Raw genomic sequence first — 17,726 nt, forward strand, 5'->3', positions numbered from 1 at the left:
AAAAATGAAAACGCCGCGCTGGGTTTCCAGCGCGGCGTTTTTATTGCCTTCAGGACGGCTTAAACAAGCTCTTTGAAGCAGCGTTTAAAGATGTCCATGCCTTCGTCAATGATGTCCATTTCGATGGTCAACGCAGGTAGGAAACGAATAACGTTACCGCGAATACCACAAGACAATAAAACTAAGCCGTTTTCAGCGGCTTTGGCCGATAATTTCTTAGCCATTTCAGGGTACGGTTTGTTCACATCGCCATCGTGAACGAATTCGACCGCGATCATCGCGCCCGCATTACGTACTTCGCCAATGATCTGTGGGTACTCTGCTTGCATTTCTTTCAAGTGTTTCACGAAGTGAGCGCCCACTTCCACGGCGCGGTCGCACAGTTTCTCTTCTTCAATCACATCAAATACCGCAAGACCGGCTGCACAACCCACCGGAGAACCGCCGTAAGTGCCACCTAGACCGCCAGGAATCGGCGCGTCCATAATGTCTGCTTTACCGACAACGGCGGCAATTGGGAAACCGCCCGCGATGCCTTTCGCCGCCGTCATCAAGTCTGCTTCAATGCCCGCTTGTTCGTGGCAGAACATAGTACCTGTACGGGCAAAGCCCGCTTGGATTTCATCCAAAATCAACAACATGCCGTGCTCGTCACACAATGTACGAAGCTTTTGTAGGAAGCTGGCAGACGCTTGGTAGAAACCGCCCTCACCTTGTACTGGCTCAATGATAATAGCCGCAACGCGAGACGCCTCGATGTCGCACGTAAAGCGCATTTGAAGATCAGCAAGTGCTTGTTCTTCAGTGATTCCTAAGTAGTCATTTGGATAAGGAACATGGAAAATATCGCTTGGGAAAGGACCAAAGCCGATTTTGTAAGGGTTTACTTTACCCGTAAGACCCATGGTCATGTTGGTACGGCCGTGGAAGCCACCGTTGAACGCGATGATGCCTGGACGACCCGTGTAAGCACGCGCGATTTTTACGCAGTTTTCAACGGCTTCAGCGCCCGTTGTTACGAAGATCGATTTTTTCGGCGTGTTACCTGGCGCCGCTGCGTTTAGCTTTTCCGCCAAAGCAACAGCAGATTCGTATGGGCTAACCATCACGCAAGTGTGCGTGAAGCGTTCAAGTTGCGCTTGTACGGCCGCTTTTACTTTAGGGTGGTTATGGCCTGTGTTTACGACGGCGATACCAGCACCAAAATCGATATGGCGTTTGCCTTCCACGTCCCAAATTTCTGCGTTGACAGCACGGTCAACGTACACTGGCGCCATGTTGCCTTGGCCACGAGCGATCGCACTTTCTTTGCGTTTTTGTAGATCAGCGTTGTTCATTTGTCTTTCACCTTTTGAGCGTGTTCTTTGTTTGGGTTGTCAATGTCTTAAGCGTTAGAAGTCGTTTTGCTTAGTTGTTCATCTCAATAGGAAAACTACGCTAATCCGCCCATGCACAAGTATTTGATTTCAACGTATTCGTCGATGCCGTATTGTGAACCTTCACGGCCACTGCCGGACTCTTTCACACCACCGAATGGTGCCACTTCACTGGAAATGATGCCTTCGTTGATGCCTACCATGCCGTATTCCAAGGCTTCTGATACGCGCCAAATACGACCTAGATTTTGGGAATAGAAGTACGATGCCAAGCCAAATGGGGTATTGTTTGCCATGGCAACGGCGTCGTCTTCGGTTTTAAATTTAAACAATGGCGCAACAGGGCCAAAAATCTCATTAGAGAAGATGTCCATGTCTTCCGTTACACCGGTCAAAATGGTCGGTTCGAAAAACTGAGCGCCCGCCGCAGAGGCTTTTGATCCACCGATTAAGGCTTTCGCGCCTTTTGCTACCGCGTCACCAACAAGTTGCTCTACTTTGCTGATCGCAGCGGGATTGATCAGTGGGCCAATGTTGACGCCTTCTGCAAAACCGTCGCCTGTTTTAAAGGTTGCTACGCGTTTTGCTAATTTTTCAGCAAAAGCATCGTACACGCCTTCTTGAACCAAAATTCGGTTTGCGCAAACACAGGTTTGGCCAGCGTTACGGTATTTAGAAGCAATCGCGCCTTCGACAGCGGCGTCTAGATCAGCATCATCAAACACGATGAAAGGTGCGTTGCCACCTAGCTCCATTGACGTGCGTTTTACCGTTTGCGCGCACTGAGACAGCAATAATTTACCCACAGGCGTAGAGCCGGTGAAAGACAACTTACGCACCGTTGGGTGGCCCGTTAATACGCCACCAATGGCTTTCGCGTCTTTACCAACCACCACGTTCAATACACCGGCTGGAATGCCTGCCTGATGCGCTAATTCTGCTAATGCTAAGGCGCACAAAGGCGTTTCGTCAGACGGTTTGATGACAATCGCACAACCTGCCGCCAAGGCAGGACCGGCTTTGCGCGTGATCATGGCAATTGGGAAGTTCCAAGGCGTAATGGCCGCCACAACGCCGATTGGTTGCTTGATGGTCAAAACGCGCTTGTCTTTAGCAAACGTCGGGATCACATCACCATTTAAACGACGGGCTTCGTCAGCAAACCAATCAATGAAAGACGCACCATAAGCCACTTCGCCTTTGGCTTCGGCAAACGGTTTGCCTTGCTCTAATGTCATCAAGGTTGCCAAGTCGTCTTGGTTGTCCAGAATCAGCTGGTTCCAACGACGCAATAACGTCGCACGTTCTTTGGCCGTGCGGCCTTGCCATTCTTTCTGTGCTTTTTCAGCCGCTTCAACGGCGTTGGTTGTCTCTTCTGCCCCTAAATCGGCAACGTCAATCAGGTGTTCGCCATTCGCTGGGTTAGTAATGGCGAAGGTCTTGCCAGATTTAGCATCAACCCATTCACCACCAATGTACGAATGGCTTTTGAGTAAAGAGGGCTGAGATAGTACTGCTTTCATAAGGTACTCCAGACTTGGCTGAATAAGGATCGTTAGTTAAGAACTGCGTTTATTAACTTAGCACTTTTAATATCAATCGATAGTAGGCAATGACAACAGTTTGAAAAATGAGAAGCTATCAACTCAATGTTTGATGGTGTTCAAACATTGTGAAAGGCGTCTTATTTCATTGCGATAAAACCATCATGTTGTAGGGATTTTGTGCGATGACACGGGCTGTGTGAAATACCCCCGTGTAGGTATAAACACATCGACCAAGGGAATTGAGCAGAAAAGCGTGGCTTTCGTCGTCATTAAGCGATTTTTGAGTATAATACGGTCATTATTTGCCGTGCTGTTTGGCCAATAAAAACAGCCTACTAGAACTAAGAGAGGGTATGAAATTGGCACAAAAAAGAGCGGTTGTTCGCCAAAGTTTGCCTGATGTTATTGTGGCGGATCTGCGTAAACGCATTCTGAGTGGTGACTTAGAAGAAGGCACCTTGATCCGTCAAGAGCTGCTCGCCGAGGAATACGATGTGTCGCGTATGCCAGTTCGAGAAGCGCTAAAACGTCTGGATTCAGAAGGGCTGGTGGTTTTCCAAAACAATCGCGGTGCGACCGTTACTAAACATTCAATGGACGAAATTGCGGAAATTTTTGATGTCCGCATTATGCTAGAAGTGGATCTTTTTCAACGTTCTATCCCCAACATGACCAAGGCGCATTTTGCCGAATGCGAAGCAATATTAGAGTCGATGGATGTGTCTTACAAAACCGGTAATATTGCGGATTGGGGACCTCTTAACGCGGCGTACCATGGCAAACTCTATGAAGCCGCTGGGCGTCATTTGACCGAAGTGTTGTTAGCAAGAGTGACCTTGCAAGCCAACCGTTACGTCAGCATGCACATCGACAAATTAGACAACCGCGATAATGCCAGTCACGACCACCACCGGTTGCTTGAATTGGCACGCCAACGTGACGTAGCCGGTGCAACAGAGCAACTACGCCGTCATTTGGTGAATACCAAAGACCAAGTCATGGCACTGGTAAAACAAACCCGCACGTCATAATTCAACTCTCTTTTCCATTCTTTGCTTTTGATGGTGGGGCTATAGGTGGTCTTGTCATCGGCGCAAAAATAGTGAACAATTGACTTAGTTAAAATTGGATACAAAATACAAATATAACCGATTCATTAAAAAACGAGGGTTTCATGACTTTTACTCCCCACGGAAAACACTTAATTGCTGGTCAATGGGTAAGCTCAGAGCAGCAGTTTCAGTCCTCCCCTGCGCACGGTGCTGCTTATTCTTTTTCAAAGGGTACGGTTGACCAAGTTAATACAGCGGTCACGGCAGCAGAAGGCGCTTTTTATGAATACAGTGGACTGTCACGCGAAAAACGCGCGGCCTTTTTACACGCCATTGCGGACGAAATTGACGCTCGTGGTGATGCCATTACCACAATCGGCACTTCCGAAACTGGCCTACCAGAAGCCCGTTTGCAAGGCGAGCGAGGCCGTACTTGTGGCCAGTTGCGTTTGTTTGCTCAGCATATTTTGGACGGTGACTATTTAGACCGCCGCCATGACCAAGCCTTGCCAGATCGTCAGCCATTGCCACGCGCTGAATTGCGTTTGATGCAGCGACCGATTGGCCCTGTTGCGGTGTTTGGCGCATCCAACTTCCCTCTTGCCTTTTCGACAGCGGGGGGCGATACCGCTTCGGCGTTAGCGGCAGGCTGTCCTGTTGTGGTGAAAGGCCACAGTGCTCACCCTGGAACGGGTGAGATCATAGCGGAAGCCATTCATGCCGCGATGAAAGCATGTGCCATACCTGCGGGGGTTTTCAGTTTAATTCAAGGCGGCAGCCGTGATGTGGGCACCGCATTGGTAACGCACCCACTGATTAAAGCGGTTGGTTTTACGGGATCCTTGGCGGGTGGACGAGCCCTATTCGATTTGTGCGCGGCGCGTCCAGAGCCCATTCCTTTCTTTGGTGAGCTCGGTTCCGTCAACCCTATGTTCTTGTTTCCTAATGCCGTTTCACAGCGTGGCGAAGCATTGGCAAAAGGCTGGGCGGGTTCATTAACCATGGGCGCGGGTCAGTTCTGTACGAATCCGGGGATTGCGGTTCTATTAGCGGGATCGGACGCTGACACATTTGTATCCGCAACGAAACAAGCTTTATCAACTGTACCTTCTCAAACCATGCTAACGGAAGGGATCGCCGAAGCGTATCGTGTTGGGCAACAGCGCATTGCCGCCAGCGCTGGTGTACGCGAAGTGCTTTCGACCAGCTGTGATTTGCGCAATGCAACGCCCTATTTGTACACCACCACAGCGACCGAATGGTTGGCCAATGAAGATCTAGCCGAAGAAGTGTTCGGCCCGTTGGGAGTTGTGGTGTTGGCGGACAGTGTGGATGATATGTTGAACGTCGCGAAACACTTACAAGGTCAGCTTACCTGCACGTTGCACCTAGACGATGCCGACGTCGAAACGGCTCAGGCCTTCATGCCAGTGTTAGAACGCAAAGCGGGGCGAATATTAGCCAATGCGTTTCCTACTGGTGTCGAAGTGTGTGACACCATGGTGCATGGCGGCCCTTACCCTGCCTCAACAAACTTTGGGGCGACATCGGTGGGCACAATGGCCATTCGTCGTTTCTTGCGTCCTGTGTGTTTCCAAGACATTCCAGCGGCGTTATTGCCTGCTGATTTGCGTTAACAAGGGCGCTTCCTTGGGCGAAAAAAGCGGTCTTGGTCTCCCAATGCCGCTTTTTGTTTACCCCTTTCATTCTTTAGCGCGCTATTTTTTCAGTTTGAGCAAATCGTCGTACAGTGCCCGTGGAATCTCGAGTGCGTTGCGCTCTAAGTTGAACGCCTGTGCGGCTTGACGACGCTGAGAAGGTAGACGTGCCCCTTGGTCGATGACGTCCGCAAATAAGCGTTCCGCTCGGTCATTATTTTCGGCCACTCGACCGCCACTCAATAAATATGGATCGAAGGCAAGGATGATTTCGCCATGATATGGTGCTTCTGGTTTGCCGCCAGCAGCTTCCATACTTTCTTTGCTGGTTAGGTCATCAATTAATGGCCCTGCCATTAATTCAATCATCAGCGACAACGCCGACCCTTTGTGTCCACCAAACGTCAACATCGCGCCGTTCATTGCGGCTTCCGCGTCTGTGGTGGGATGACCGTCTTTGTCGATGGCCACACCTTCGGGCAACGGCTTACCGGCACGGCGGTACAGTTCAATTTCACCTCTTGCGAATTGGCTGGTGGCGAAATCAAAGGTAAACGGCGCTTTGCCAGCCCGCGGCCAACTAAAAGCAAAAGGATTGGTTCCCAATAAACCGCGCTTACCGCCAGCAGGTGCTACCCAAGCATGACTTGGCAACATGGCCATGCCTGCTAAGCCTGCTTCAGAGAGCATTTCCACTTCAGGCCAAAGTGCCGAGAAGTGGAAGCAGCGATTAATGGCCAACGCGGCGACCCCGTTCTTCTTTGCTTTTTCGATTAACAATGGCATGGCGGCTTTCATGGCCAACAATGAAATACCGTCGTTTGCGTCTGCCCGCACGACAGAGGGGCCAGCATCCGTAATGATCGGAGTCGCTGTCCCACTGGCGCGCCCCGACCTAATGCTCTCGGCACACATAAACAAACGATACAAACCATGGGAATGACAATCGCCTAATTGATTGGTGTAAATAATATCGGTAATGGCTTGAGCATGAGCGTCATTGAAGCCATTGCTGGTAAGCACAGAATTACTTAACTCACGGACTTGGTTAAGGTTAAGGGTAAACGTATCGCTCATTATGGCCTCTATGAATCAGTTGAATAATATGAAGCATACCTCAGGCACCCCATGTATCAGTGAGTTTGTAGCCTTCTGGCCAAGGATCGTCTGGGTCTAACATGTGTTGGTGAGTACCTGTAATCCAGCCACGCCCGCTGATTTGTGGGATCACCGCTGGGGTATTTCCAATGTGAGTTTCTTGCAATAAGGTTCCTGAAAACTGGGAGCCAATGATGGAAATGGCCTCCAATGTGTCACCTGGTTTCATCAACCCCTTAGCATGCATCAGAGCTATGCGTGCAGAGACAGCTGTACCGGTCGGAGATCGATCAATTTTGCCTGGTTGAATGGCCACGGCCGAGCGGCTGCGATAGCCAGTATCGGATTTTTCGAGAGGGCCACAAAAGGCGCAGAAAGAAATATGACGCCATTCTGGATTACTTGGATGTTCAAACCCTAGTTGTTGGTTGGCGGCTTGGGTAATCTTTACCCCAAGATGTGCTAGAGCTTTGGCTTCACTCTCAACTAACTCAAAGCCAAGAGCTGCGGCATCCACTACGACAAAACTGTCGCCGCCGTAGGCCGTATCCACGGTGATTTCACCAACACCTTCTACTATTAAGGGGGCAGATAGTTTTACTGCAAAACTTGGGACATTTGTGACGAAGATGCGCTGGGCTTTGCCATCGCGACATTCCGCACGTACTTTTACCAAGCCTCCAGGTGCTTCAAGGGTAATATCAGTGTAGGGCTCTTGCATGGGTAATATGCCGCTATCCAGTAGTACCGTGGACACACAAATAGAGTTAGATCCCGACATGGGAGGCGTGTCTTCAGGCTCCATAATGATAAAGGCTGCATCGGCGTCAGGGTGCTTCGGCGGGACCAGCAGATTCACATGACGGAACACTCCGCCACGGGGTTCGTTGAGTACAAAGTTACGTAAGGTCTTATCTTCGGCGATGAAGTTACGCTGTTCCCATAGAGTGTCTCCAGGTGGCGGTGCAACCCCACCGACGATGACATCGCCCACTTCTCCCTCCGCATGGGCAGAAATGACATGGAGTGTTTTCGTAGTTCGCATAATACTGTCCTTTTTCTTATTGACGTCCCATTAAAAACGCTGAGCGCGGAAAGGTTGAGTTGAAATACTCGTATCTCGGCTTTGGATCATGTCGGCCACCAGTTCTGCGGTGCCTGCAGATTGGGTAAGTCCCAAATGCCCATGCCCAAACGCATAAACGATACGTGTTGATTGGCTGGCGTAGCTAATGACGGGCAAACTGTCTGGCATGGAAGGCCGAAATCCCATCCATTGCACGCCGTTTTCAGTGTTTAACCCGAGTAAAAATTTCGCCGCTTTATCCAATAGCACTTTTGAACGCTGGTAGTTTGGTGGCAGCTCTAAGCCCCCAACTCGACCGCGCCTCCCACTCGTACCCCGTCACCGGCTTTGGTGACGACAAAACCATGATTGCTAAAGGTAATGTGAGTTTTTAAATCAAATGCACCCGCTGGTAAGGTGGTGTTGTACCCTCGTTCGGTATCCAGCGGAATGCTGTCCCCTATTTGCTGGGCTAACGATTTCGACCAAGCGCCTGCCGCCAGCACCACATGACCGACTTCATAGTTGTGTTCCTGAGTGGAGACGACGACGTCATGATCACGGTGTTTGACGGTCATGACTTGAGCGATCTGTATAGCGCCTCCCAGACGGCAAAAGTGATCGGCTAAATGCTCTGTCCAAGTTTTAGGGTGGACGACGTTTTTCCATTCTGGGGTAAAACCCGCATGGGTAAAGCGAGGGTCGATACCTGGCTGGATGTTGGCGATGGCTTCTGGGCTTTCCAATAATTCAAATTGTACGCCATGCGATTTACGTATTTGCCAGCTTGGTAAGGCAGCCTTGAATTCTGCTTCGCCTTCATAGAGCTGTAACTGCCCTTCTCGACGGATCAGATGCTCGCCATTCACCCCTTGGATCTGGCGTTCTAAAGCTGCTTTTGACAGTTCCATCAAGTCGGCTTGGGCTTTTAACGCTGCGCCATAGCGGTCTTTCCAACTGGCGCGCCAGAAATGCAGCATCCAAGGTATGATCTTGAACGCATAAGCCGGACGAATGGATAAAGGCCCCAGTGGGTCCAGTAACCATTTTGGGGCTTTGCGCATAATTCCGGGCGTTGCCAGCGGAATGACATCGGCAAAGGCGAATGCACCTGCATTGCCTGCGGAGGTTTCAGCGGCGACGCCTTTGCTGTCTAGCACTAAAACTCGCTTACCTTCTTGTTGCAGCTTTAACGCACTGCTGATGCCGATAATGCCGGCACCCACTACAATCACATCGTAAGCAGGTGTACTCATAATGTGACACCATGGCGTAATGGATCGGTTGGATTGAAGAGCATTTTCGCTTCACGAGTAATAAATGCTTGCCCAGTAATAGAAGGGATAATGCCGCCTGCTTGGCTACCTGCTTGGTAACTTAAGGTGTAGCCACTGCCAATGGTGCTTTCTTGGTAAATTTCCTCGCCCGGCGCTAAACGATTATCGGCCGCCAAACAGGACAAGCGCGCTGAACTACCCGTACCACAAGGTGAGCGGTCGTAGGCATCATCTGGACACAATACGAAGTTACGGGTGTGACCCTTATCCGTTAACGCCGGTCCATAGAACACGATATGGTCAATGATGCCGCCATGTTCCCCTTCGATGCCGTTGGCATAGATAGTTTCACGAACCTTAATGCCGACTTCTGTGAGGGTGCGGATATTGTTGGGCAGAACGGGGGTTGGACTGTCATCCACAATAAAGAACCAGTTGCCGCCGTAGGCAATGTCCCCTACCACTTTACCCACGCCTTCTACATCCAGCTCGACGCCTTTCTTAAAGCGGTAACTTTCGATGTTTTGCACAGCAACGGTGTTTTTGTCGCTTAACGTGACTTCAACAATGCCCACGGGTGTCTCGATTTTATGGGTGCCGACACCGATCTTGCCAATATGAGCCAGCGTGGCGGCTAGGCCAATGGTGCCGTGACCACACATACCAATAACGGCCGCAGCATCAAAGTAAATCACGCCGGTGACACAGCTCGGATCGGTCGGCTCTACCAATAGCGCCCCGACCATGGCTTCTTGTCCGTAGGGCTCTACTACTAAGGAGCGGTAAAAATCCTTATGTTCCGTTGCAAGACGTTTCGCCCGATCAGACAAAGACCCTGATCCAAGATCAGGGCCTCCTTCTAGAATCACTCGGGTCGGTTCGCCTTCTGTATGGCTATCGACAACTACTAGCATTCTGTTACCTGCATGTTGGAAAGCACTCCACCTTGTTTAGACCAATCCGCAAACCAAGCTTTGAACAGCGAGTACTGTTGTTCACAGTAGTGGCGCTGAGCATCGTTCAGTTCATCTGTTTCGTTGAAGTGTAAGCGATACTCTTCTTCACCGTTTAGTACAAGTAGATATTTGAAGAACAGTACCAATTCTGGGCCTTCGTCAAAACTCGCCAAGACGCTGAATGCTTCTTCCAATTCTTTAGCGCGAACACGCGCTTCCGCATTGCCTTGCGCCGCCAGGCGAGAAAGATTGGCAAGCAACAACACTTCTTTAGGTAACGCGGTACCGATACCCGTGATGGCACCCACTGCACCGCAGTTAACGAAACCGTGGAATACCGCTGTATCCACACCCACCATCAACAAGACTTCGTCGTCTTTAGAAGTAATGTTTTCCGCGGCATAACGTAGGTCTGCGTCGCCACCAAATTCTTTGAAACCGATGAGATTTGGATGTTCAGAACGCAGGCTGAAGAACAAATCTGCGCGTGTTGCAAAGCCGTACACTGGGCTGTTGTAAATGATGGCTGGCACATCTGGTGCGGCTTCTAAGATCGCTTTGAAGTGGTTACGTTGAGCCGCAATCACAGTGCCGCGTGACAACACGCGAGGAATGACCATCAAACCCGCTGCCCCCACTTTTTGTGCATGTGCAGCAAGTGCAACCGCCGATTTTGTATTGATCGCCCCCGTGCCCACTACAACAGGAATACCTGCTTGAGTCAGGCGCTCTACGCCTTCCATACGTTGTTCGTCGGTGAGTAACGGCCAGTCACCCATAGAGCCACAGTAGACAACGGCAGACATACCCGCCGCGATCATTTCATGGCCTTTCTTCACTAACGCGTCGTAATCTGGTGTACGGTCGGCTTTACATGGTGTCATTAGGGCTGGCATTACACCGTTAAATACTTCTTTGTTCATGATCATTAACCTTATTCAAATAGTGTTTGGTATGGGAGAGAGCCTACCTCTCAACCCTTTTTTTACGCTAGCGTACGTTGGCAAGAAACTTACGCGTGTGTTCGGATTGAGGGCTGCCAAAAAGCTGCTCAGGTGGCCCGATTTCTTCCATAATGCCATTATGGAAATAGGCGACGCGGTCAGAAACTTCTTTGGCGAAGCCCATTTCATGGGTGACACAAATCATGGTCATACCCTCTTCTGCCAATAGGCGCATGGTATCGAGTACTTCCCCTACTTTTTCTGGGTCCAGCGCAGAAGTTGCTTCATCAAACAGCATATATTCCGGTTCCATCGCTAACGCGCGAGCAATGGCAAGACGCTGCTGTTGTCCACCAGATAACGAGTTGGGATAGTGTTTAAATTTATCACCCAAGCCTACGTGCTTGAGTTGTTTTTCAGCCATCGCGATGGCTTCTTCTTTAGACTTTCCCTTCACAATACGCGGTGATAGAGCAACGTTTTCCAACACCGTCAGATGTGGGAAACTGTTCCATTGTTGAAACACCATGCCTAGCTTTTGGCGCAGCGTATTCACGCCAGTGCTTTTGGCATGAACGTCGATACCATCCACATGAACAGAACCTTGCTGGATTTGTTCTAGGCTGTTTAGGCAGTACAACAAGGTGGATTTGCCGGAACCAGAAGAGCCGATGACCGATAGCACCTCACCTTTATTAACGTCTAGATTAATGCCTTTGAGGACGTGTAAATCGCCAAAGTGCTTGTGTAGGTCGCGAACTTGAATCATTTTGACCACCTTTGTTCAAATTTGTTTGCGTAACGCGAAATCGGGTAGGACAGAGCGAAATAAAATGCCCCTGCGATCGCGAGAATAAGAAGAGGTTCCTGCGTTCGTGTGATCAATACCTGGCTCGCTTTCAGTAGCTCCACATAGCCTAGAACGGATACCAACGCACTGTCCTTCATCACGCCTAAGACGACGCCGATCCAAGCGGGAAACACGGCGCGACCACCAATCGGTAAGACCACGTGAAACAGATCCTGCCAATAGCTCATACCCAATGAGCGTGATGCCCGGCGCATTGATTGTGGTACGGCTTCAATGCCTCCACGAGCGACGTTTGCTACCAAAGAAGCGGTATAGAAGGTTAGAATCACCACACCTGACAAAAACGGATCAAAGTTCAAGCCAATAATGGGCGCGAAGTTATAGAACAGTACTAACTGTATAATCAGCGGAACCGAGCGAAATACGTCTAGTACAGGTGCAATGGTTAGAGTTGCCGCGAGCTTACCTTCGTGCAAAACCCAACCAAAAAAGGTACCAAGTAGCGTGCCCACACTGATGGATAACACTGATATCCAAAGCGTCTTCAAAGCCGCTTCGCCTAAGAACCATAAATCATTAATACCGAATCCAGTGAAGAAGCTAATAGAGTTTTGCATCTTGTGCCCCCTTATTTAGTAGCGGAATAGCCGCATAGCGAGTAAACGACTGACCGCCAAAATGATTTTGACGATGACGTAATACAGCACTGCGGTGACGGCAAAGTACTCGAAAATACGGAACGTACGGCTGGCAAAGAATTGCGTTTCACCACTGAGTTCACGAAAGCCAATCAGCATGCCCAATGAAGACATCAATACCGCCCAAACCATTTGGTTTGTAATCGGGTGGTAAATCACCTTAAAAACTTGTGGGATCACTATGCGTGTATAGGCTTGCCACGCGTTCATCCCCAAACAACGGGCCGCTTTCAGTTGTGTATCGGGCACCGCTTGAAAACCACCGCGAAAGTTTTCGGCCAGATAGCCTGCACAGTTAAAACTTAGGCCTGCTAAAATAATGGTGTAAGGCGTCAAGTTAATACCGATCGCACCCAGACCAAAACCAAAAAAGAATAATTGGAACAGCGCCGGTGTGTTACGGGCCATCTCAATCCATGCCACTGTAAACCACCTTAACGGGCCTTTCATGTGCATCCTAATCAGCGCTAACCCCAACCCTAAGATGATGCCAATGACCATCGAAAGTACCGCTACTTCTAAGGTGGTTAGGCCTGCTTGAATCAAATCGGGCAAGGTCTTTAATACTGGCCGCCAATGAAAATTGTAATCAAACATAGATCTACCTCGTAAAGCGCCTCACTAAAGCGTAAGGCGCATGCGCATTGAGTACTTAGTAAAGTACGCCAGGGATGCGTAGTTCAGGGGCTTGGTCAGCACCCACGTATTTACTCCACAACTCATCGTAACGACCAGATCTCACTTGGTGAGTGACGAATAGGTTTAGGTAGTTCAACCAAGTCACGTCTTGGCGTTTACCTACAATCGAGGTGTAGTCCGGTGTCCAAGGCATACGTGGACCTGAGTCTAGGCTGTCATATTGCTGAGTGATGGCTTTCACAGCAGTGTTTGTGGTTAAGCCAATATCCGCCTTACCTTGCGCCACAGCTAGGAACACTTCGTTTTCTGACTGGTAGCTTTGGTACAGGTTTGTTTCGCCCCACTGTTCAGCGATTTTCAACCATTCTTGTTCAGGCATGGTTCCTAAGGCTGCGGCAACGCGTTTACCGTGAATATCTTCAAAAGAGCTGATGCCACTCTTGGCATTCACCACACCTTGAGAAAAGTAAATTGCGTACGGAATACTAAAACCAACCGTACGAGCACGAGCTAATGTGTCGGACGTCGCTCCGAACACTACGTCTGCACGACCAGTAGCAATCACAGGCAAACGCTCAGACCAGGTCACAGGCATGATTTCTGCCTCGACTTCTAATGACTTCGCCAAATCTTGGCAGTATTCCACATCAAAGCCAGCGGGTTCATTGTTCGCATCGCGGTAGCCAATGGGTGGGAAATCCAATACCACACCACAACGTAAGGTGCCGCGATCAACCACATTATCGAGCGTGTCAGCTTGAGCGTATGCTGCCACCATCATGGCAGTCGTTGCTAGTAAAGCTGTTAATTGATGTTTCATCGTATTTGTTCCTCTATTGGTTTTTATTAATTATGTATTTTGTATCCAAAATACACTTGACGTATGTAGTCGTCAATAAAGTTGTGCAAAAAATTTGCAGTAGAGGAAAATTCGACGGCACGGTATGTCAAAAAAACCATGAGACTGAAGGTGGATGTCGCAGCGATAGTGGCACTTTATTTCAGATATATTATAAAGAAATAGCCTTTTAAAACAGTATGTTAAAGTTTTATAGGCAAAGAAAAGAAATGCTGCAGGCCGGGCTTGTGTAGACCAACAGCAGAATTCTCTGAGAGTGAGCTGTGAGCTATTTCAACCAATTTTTAAGGCATTAGTAGGCCTATATTAAACAGGAAATGAGAGCCAATGGATGGAGTATTAAGGGGCAGTGGAGCCTGAACATAGTGAAGAGGCACGAATATCATGAGTAATTTGTAGTTTATAGGCATTTGTTATCAGACTTTATTGGGGCCATCGGAAAAGACAGGTTAAGGTGCTTTGAAATTTTCCTCGAAACTGCACATAAACGAAGAGCAAATCGTCATTCGTCTAAACGTTATGACCCTGAGCAACACGTTCTTTAATACAGTTAAGAGCGTCACAATTAGAACCTTGCTAGATCGACTGTCGCTTCAATGCACTTAGCTTCCGAGACATCGCTGATCTTAGATTGGTTGACTCACGTATTTGTGCGTTTGGATAAGGTTGATAAAAACGCAGGATTCATGCAAGGGAGTCAATTACTGGCTAGTCTCCATGGCGCTTCGATTTTAGTGCAAGGCACGAATCAGCCCGATGTCTTTGATAAAGCTTTGTTTGAGTGGCGCAGTCGATATAAGTAAAACCAGTAAGATATTAATTTGAGGCATTTTATGATTGATGTATCATCAAGCTTTCATAATTCATGCGAAAAGTTTGCTTAATGAGTTCAGCCGAAAAGCACTTATACAATCCCACTTTTGAGTGGCGTTTTCTTTTGCCTAAGTATTGGCTGACGTGGTTGGGCGTGTTTTTCGCGTTACTGATCGCGTATTTACCTGTGTGTTGGCGCGACAAGTTGGCCAGCTGGATCGCCTGTCGATTGCTGCATACAAAAAGCGGTGCGCTTAAAAGAGCTCGTATTAACTTGGAGCAATGCTTTCCGGATAAATCGCTGGAAGAGCGTGAAACCCTTCTAAAAGAAGCTTTCAAACGGCAGCGCAGTTTTTCATTGCGTATGGCGAGCTGATTGTCCGCAGTAAACGACACTGTGAAAATCGTTGCAATATTATCGGTGGTGAGCATCTGTTCCCGCTTTTGAATAGTGATCAAAATGTCATTGCTTTGGTTCCGCATTGTTGGGCCATTGATTACGCGGGCGTTATGTTGACGGCAAAAGGTCATAAGACTGTTGCCATGATTCGCATCCAAAAAAATCCAATATTGAATTGGCTGATTCATTTACAACGCATCCGCTACGATGCGCGTGTGTATTGCCGTAGTGCGGGTATTAAGCCCTTTATGTCTTCTATCAAAGAGGGGTATTTAGGGTATTACTTACCAGATGAAGATTTGGGAGCCCAGCATTCAGTGTTCACGCCTTTTTTTGCTGCAAACAAAGCCACCATGAAAGGCTTGGGGAAATTGGCAAAATTGAGCAATGCGAAAGTCGTTCCTATGCTCCCTGCTTACAATGCCGACACTGGCCGGTATGAATTGTTTATCTCCCCTCCTTTGGAAAATTTCCCCAGTGGCAGCGAAGAAACGGACGCCTTGATCATGAACCAAGCGCTGGAAGCGATGATCTCTAAACACCCAGAACAGTACATGTGGGTGTTGAATTTACTGCGCACTCGTCCAGACGGTTCGCGTCTTTATTAAAGAGTTCCTTCACGATACGTGTCTTTTCAGTGGTAAACTACGGCCTTAATGAGTAGGCCGTTTTTATTTATTCGATCCAAGACACAACAAGATGGAGCATTTCATGTCAGCAAGTTCACCCGCTACGGAAACGAATCTCGATGTTCAAGCCGTTAAAGCGTATCTCCTGTCTCTTCAAGATCATATTTGTTCGTCTTTAGAAAGCGTTGAACCTTCGGCACGATTTAAAGAAGACGCATGGGATCGCCCTAATGGCGGCGGTGGACGAACGCGAGTGATCGCGGGCGGCGATGTGATCGAAAAAGGCGGGGTGAACTTTTCACATGTTATGGGCGATAACCTTCCGCCGTCTGCGACTGCTGATCGCCCTGAACTTGCGGGTGGTCGTTTTGAAGCCATGGGGGTGTCTTTGGTGATTCATCCCAATAACCCATTTGCACCCACTTCCCATGCTAATGTGCGTTTATTCATTGTGTATAAAGAGGGTATGGCGCCAGTTTGGTGGTTTGGTGGCGGGTTTGATCTGACTCCTTATTATGGATTTGATGAAGACTGTGTCCATTGGCATCAAACGGCTTTCAATGCCGTTGAACCCTTTGGCGAAGGGTATTATGCTCGCTTTAAAACTTGGTGCGATGAATACTTTTATTTGAAACACCGTGGCGAGCCTCGTGGTATTGGCGGTTTGTTTTTCGATGACTTTAACGAAGGTTCTTTTGAGCAATGTTTTGCGATGATGCAGGCCGTGGGTAACGCCTACACTGAGGCGTACTTACCTGTGTTGAAGCGCCGCAAAGACTTGCCGTTTACCGAACAACAGCGCGACTTCCAATTGCATCGTCGTGGTCGATATGTTGAATTCAACTTGGTGTTTGACCGCGGCACGCATTTCGGATTGCAAAGCGGCTTGGGTCGAACCGAATCTATCTTGATGTCTTTACCGCCTGAAGTGCGCTGGACATACGAGTATCAGCTGGAGTCTGGCAGCGAAGAAGCCAAATTGACCGACTATTATCTGACGTCAAAAGATTGGCTTAATCTTGTCACATTGGGTTAATAAATAGCGCGATTATCGCCGTTTAACGTTGTTAAGAGGACGCATTTTGGATCAGTACGCCGTTGCAGGAAACCCCATTGCTCACAGTAAATCGCCCAGTATTCACACCTATTTTGCAGAGCAAACGAAACAAGAGTTGGTGTATTCGACTTTGTTGGGTGACGAGGTCGAGTTTGAAAACCAAGTCAGAGACTTTTTGAAAAAAGACGGCAAAGGCCTAAACGTGACGGTACCGTTTAAAGAACGCGCCTATGCCATGTGCGATATTTTAAGCCAAAGAGCAAAGCAAGCCGGTGCGGTGAATACTTTGCTGATGGGCAAAAATGGCGACCTGTTCGGCGACAATACCGACGGAATTGGCATGGTGAGAGACATTGTCGAAAACCAAAAGCAGAGCTTGACCGGCAAACGCATTCTTATTTTGGGCGCTGGTGGCGCGGTGCGAGGCGTGCTTGAGCCTGTTTTGGCGGAGAATCCAGAATCTGTCACCATCGCCAATCGTACTCTTGAAAAAGCCCAAGCTTTAGCGGATCAATTTGATTGTCTGGCGTCGTCTTTTGACGCGCTTGAAGGCGCTTTTGATGTCATCATCAATGGTACCTCCGCGAGTTTATCTGGCAGTCTGCCGCCATTAAAAGACGAATTAGTGAGCCCCGAAACCTGGTGCTATGACATGATGTACGGCAAAGAGCGAACCGTGTTTTTACAATGGGCGCATGAACGTGGCGCTGACGGGGCAGATGGTTTAGGTATGCTGGTTGGACAAGCCGCCGAAGCGTTTTATTTGTGGCGACAAGTACGCCCTGACACCGCCAGTTTGGTCGAGTCGATGCGCCAGCAAATGGAAGCCGCTAACTGAGCGTCGCG

17 protein-coding genes and 1 pseudogene are annotated in these 17,726 nt (G+C 48.9%); 6 read left to right on the plus strand and 12 right to left on the minus strand.

The features are described from left to right. Positions 1–59: 59 nt before the first annotated feature. Together gabT and N5P32_RS13635 are read right to left on the minus strand one after the other, a co-directional pair. The gene (gene gabT, locus N5P32_RS13630; protein ID WP_265729578.1) at positions 60–1,337 is read right to left on the minus strand and encodes a 4-aminobutyrate--2-oxoglutarate transaminase; all 1,278 of its coding nucleotides are present in this window, start codon (positions 1,335–1,337) and stop codon (positions 60–62) included. A gap of 95 nt (positions 1,338–1,432) precedes the next feature. Continuing rightward, positions 1,433–2,899, minus strand: coding sequence for an NAD-dependent succinate-semialdehyde dehydrogenase (locus tag N5P32_RS13635; protein WP_265729579.1), 1,467 nt, complete (start codon positions 2,897–2,899; stop codon positions 1,433–1,435). A gap of 377 nt (positions 2,900–3,276) precedes the next feature. Between N5P32_RS13635 and N5P32_RS13640 the strand changes: the two genes are divergently transcribed. Further along, positions 3,277–3,954: a GntR family transcriptional regulator gene (locus N5P32_RS13640; RefSeq protein ID WP_265729580.1), complete on the plus strand. Its 678-nt coding sequence runs from the start codon at positions 3,277–3,279 to the stop codon at positions 3,952–3,954. Positions 3,955–4,097: 143 nt separating this feature from the next. Then, positions 4,098–5,612 carry an aldehyde dehydrogenase (NADP(+)) gene (locus N5P32_RS13645; protein ID WP_265729581.1) on the plus strand — a complete coding sequence of 505 codons (1,515 nt, stop codon included), beginning with the start codon at positions 4,098–4,100 and terminating at the stop codon, positions 5,610–5,612. 81 nt (positions 5,613–5,693) lie between these two features. On the opposite strand, the gene N5P32_RS13650 is transcribed toward N5P32_RS13645, so the two are convergent. From N5P32_RS13650 to N5P32_RS13695, 10 genes are all read right to left on the minus strand, one after another. Then, the gene (locus tag N5P32_RS13650; RefSeq protein ID WP_265729582.1) at positions 5,694–6,710 is read right to left on the minus strand and encodes an Ldh family oxidoreductase; all 1,017 of its coding nucleotides are present in this window, start codon (positions 6,708–6,710) and stop codon (positions 5,694–5,696) included. A 40-nt stretch (positions 6,711–6,750) separates the two neighbouring features. Beyond that, positions 6,751–7,776, minus strand: a complete 1,026-nt coding sequence (locus tag N5P32_RS13655; RefSeq protein ID WP_265729583.1) for a trans-3-hydroxy-L-proline dehydratase — start codon at positions 7,774–7,776, stop codon at positions 6,751–6,753. Between the two features lie 30 nt (positions 7,777–7,806). Further along, a complete protein-coding gene (locus N5P32_RS13660) occupies positions 7,807–8,067 on the minus strand; it encodes an NAD(P)/FAD-dependent oxidoreductase (protein ID WP_265729584.1) in 261 nt (86 codons plus the stop codon). Between the two features lie 29 nt (positions 8,068–8,096). Then, complete coding sequence (locus tag N5P32_RS13665) at positions 8,097–9,053, minus strand: NAD(P)/FAD-dependent oxidoreductase (protein WP_265729585.1); 957 nt, start codon at positions 9,051–9,053, stop codon at positions 8,097–8,099. Continuing rightward, positions 9,050–9,988 carry a 4-hydroxyproline epimerase gene (locus N5P32_RS13670; protein ID WP_265729586.1) on the minus strand — a complete coding sequence of 313 codons (939 nt, stop codon included), beginning with the start codon at positions 9,986–9,988 and terminating at the stop codon, positions 9,050–9,052. Before N5P32_RS13670 ends, N5P32_RS13665 begins: the two co-directional genes overlap by 4 nt. Continuing rightward, a complete protein-coding gene (locus tag N5P32_RS13675; protein ID WP_265729587.1) occupies positions 9,982–10,953 on the minus strand; it encodes a dihydrodipicolinate synthase family protein in 972 nt (323 codons plus the stop codon). Before N5P32_RS13675 ends, N5P32_RS13670 begins: the two co-directional genes overlap by 7 nt. Positions 10,954–11,020: 67 nt before the next feature. Further along, positions 11,021–11,743, minus strand: a complete 723-nt coding sequence (locus tag N5P32_RS13680; protein ID WP_265729588.1) for an amino acid ABC transporter ATP-binding protein — start codon at positions 11,741–11,743, stop codon at positions 11,021–11,023. Further along, complete coding sequence (locus tag N5P32_RS13685; RefSeq protein WP_265729589.1) at positions 11,740–12,402, minus strand: amino acid ABC transporter permease; 663 nt, start codon at positions 12,400–12,402, stop codon at positions 11,740–11,742. Before N5P32_RS13685 ends, N5P32_RS13680 begins: the two co-directional genes overlap by 4 nt. 15 nt (positions 12,403–12,417) lie before the next feature. Then, positions 12,418–13,080 (minus strand): amino acid ABC transporter permease, encoded by a 663-nt coding sequence (locus tag N5P32_RS13690; RefSeq protein WP_265729590.1) that lies wholly within the window; start codon positions 13,078–13,080, stop codon positions 12,418–12,420. A 55-nt stretch (positions 13,081–13,135) separates the two neighbouring features. After that, a complete protein-coding gene (locus tag N5P32_RS13695) occupies positions 13,136–13,942 on the minus strand; it encodes a transporter substrate-binding domain-containing protein (protein WP_265729591.1) in 807 nt (268 codons plus the stop codon). A 635-nt stretch (positions 13,943–14,577) separates the two neighbouring features. Here N5P32_RS13695 and N5P32_RS13700 point away from each other — a divergent pair. The 4 genes and pseudogenes from N5P32_RS13700 (at position 14,578) to aroE (ending at position 17,718) form a co-directional block, all read left to right on the plus strand. Continuing rightward, positions 14,578–14,784, plus strand: a complete 207-nt coding sequence (locus N5P32_RS13700) for a hypothetical protein (protein ID WP_265729592.1) — start codon at positions 14,578–14,580, stop codon at positions 14,782–14,784. 80 nt (positions 14,785–14,864) lie between these two features. Beyond that, positions 14,865–15,802: pseudogene (gene lpxM, locus N5P32_RS13705) on the plus strand (lauroyl-Kdo(2)-lipid IV(A) myristoyltransferase). Positions 15,803–15,905: 103 nt separating this feature from the next. Beyond that, positions 15,906–16,859, plus strand: coding sequence for an oxygen-dependent coproporphyrinogen oxidase (hemF, locus tag N5P32_RS13710; protein ID WP_265729593.1), 954 nt, complete (start codon positions 15,906–15,908; stop codon positions 16,857–16,859). A gap of 46 nt (positions 16,860–16,905) precedes the next feature. After that, positions 16,906–17,718, plus strand: a complete 813-nt coding sequence (gene aroE / locus N5P32_RS13715) for a shikimate dehydrogenase (protein ID WP_265729594.1) — start codon at positions 16,906–16,908, stop codon at positions 17,716–17,718. Positions 17,719–17,726: the final 8 nt, after the last annotated feature.

The organism is Marinomonas pontica (genome assembly GCF_026191375.1).
In the GTDB taxonomy this organism is placed as follows: Bacteria; Pseudomonadota; Gammaproteobacteria; order Pseudomonadales; family Marinomonadaceae; genus Marinomonas; species Marinomonas pontica.

Excerpts from the sequence above, each read along its gene's own strand:
- gabT (WP_265729578.1), bottom strand. The coding sequence starts at position 1,337 with ATGAACAACGCTGATCTACAAAAACGCAAAGAAAGTGCGATCGCTCGT.
- N5P32_RS13635 (WP_265729579.1), bottom strand. The coding sequence starts at position 2,899 with ATGAAAGCAGTACTATCTCAGCCCTCTTTACTCAAAAGCCATTCGTAC.
- N5P32_RS13640 (WP_265729580.1), top strand. The coding sequence starts at position 3,277 with ATGAAATTGGCACAAAAAAGAGCGGTTGTTCGCCAAAGTTTGCCTGAT.
- N5P32_RS13645 (WP_265729581.1), top strand. The coding sequence starts at position 4,098 with ATGACTTTTACTCCCCACGGAAAACACTTAATTGCTGGTCAATGGGTA.
- N5P32_RS13650 (WP_265729582.1), bottom strand. The coding sequence starts at position 6,710 with ATGAGCGATACGTTTACCCTTAACCTTAACCAAGTCCGTGAGTTAAGT.
- N5P32_RS13655 (WP_265729583.1), bottom strand. The coding sequence starts at position 7,776 with ATGCGAACTACGAAAACACTCCATGTCATTTCTGCCCATGCGGAGGGA.
- N5P32_RS13665 (WP_265729585.1), bottom strand. The coding sequence starts at position 9,053 with ATGAGTACACCTGCTTACGATGTGATTGTAGTGGGTGCCGGCATTATC.
- N5P32_RS13670 (WP_265729586.1), bottom strand. The coding sequence starts at position 9,988 with ATGCTAGTAGTTGTCGATAGCCATACAGAAGGCGAACCGACCCGAGTG.
- N5P32_RS13675 (WP_265729587.1), bottom strand. The coding sequence starts at position 10,953 with ATGAACAAAGAAGTATTTAACGGTGTAATGCCAGCCCTAATGACACCA.
- N5P32_RS13680 (WP_265729588.1), bottom strand. The coding sequence starts at position 11,743 with ATGATTCAAGTTCGCGACCTACACAAGCACTTTGGCGATTTACACGTC.
- N5P32_RS13685 (WP_265729589.1), bottom strand. The coding sequence starts at position 12,402 with ATGCAAAACTCTATTAGCTTCTTCACTGGATTCGGTATTAATGATTTA.
- N5P32_RS13690 (WP_265729590.1), bottom strand. The coding sequence starts at position 13,080 with ATGTTTGATTACAATTTTCATTGGCGGCCAGTATTAAAGACCTTGCCC.
- N5P32_RS13695 (WP_265729591.1), bottom strand. The coding sequence starts at position 13,942 with ATGAAACATCAATTAACAGCTTTACTAGCAACGACTGCCATGATGGTG.
- N5P32_RS13700 (WP_265729592.1), top strand. The coding sequence starts at position 14,578 with ATGCACTTAGCTTCCGAGACATCGCTGATCTTAGATTGGTTGACTCAC.
- hemF (WP_265729593.1), top strand. The coding sequence starts at position 15,906 with ATGTCAGCAAGTTCACCCGCTACGGAAACGAATCTCGATGTTCAAGCC.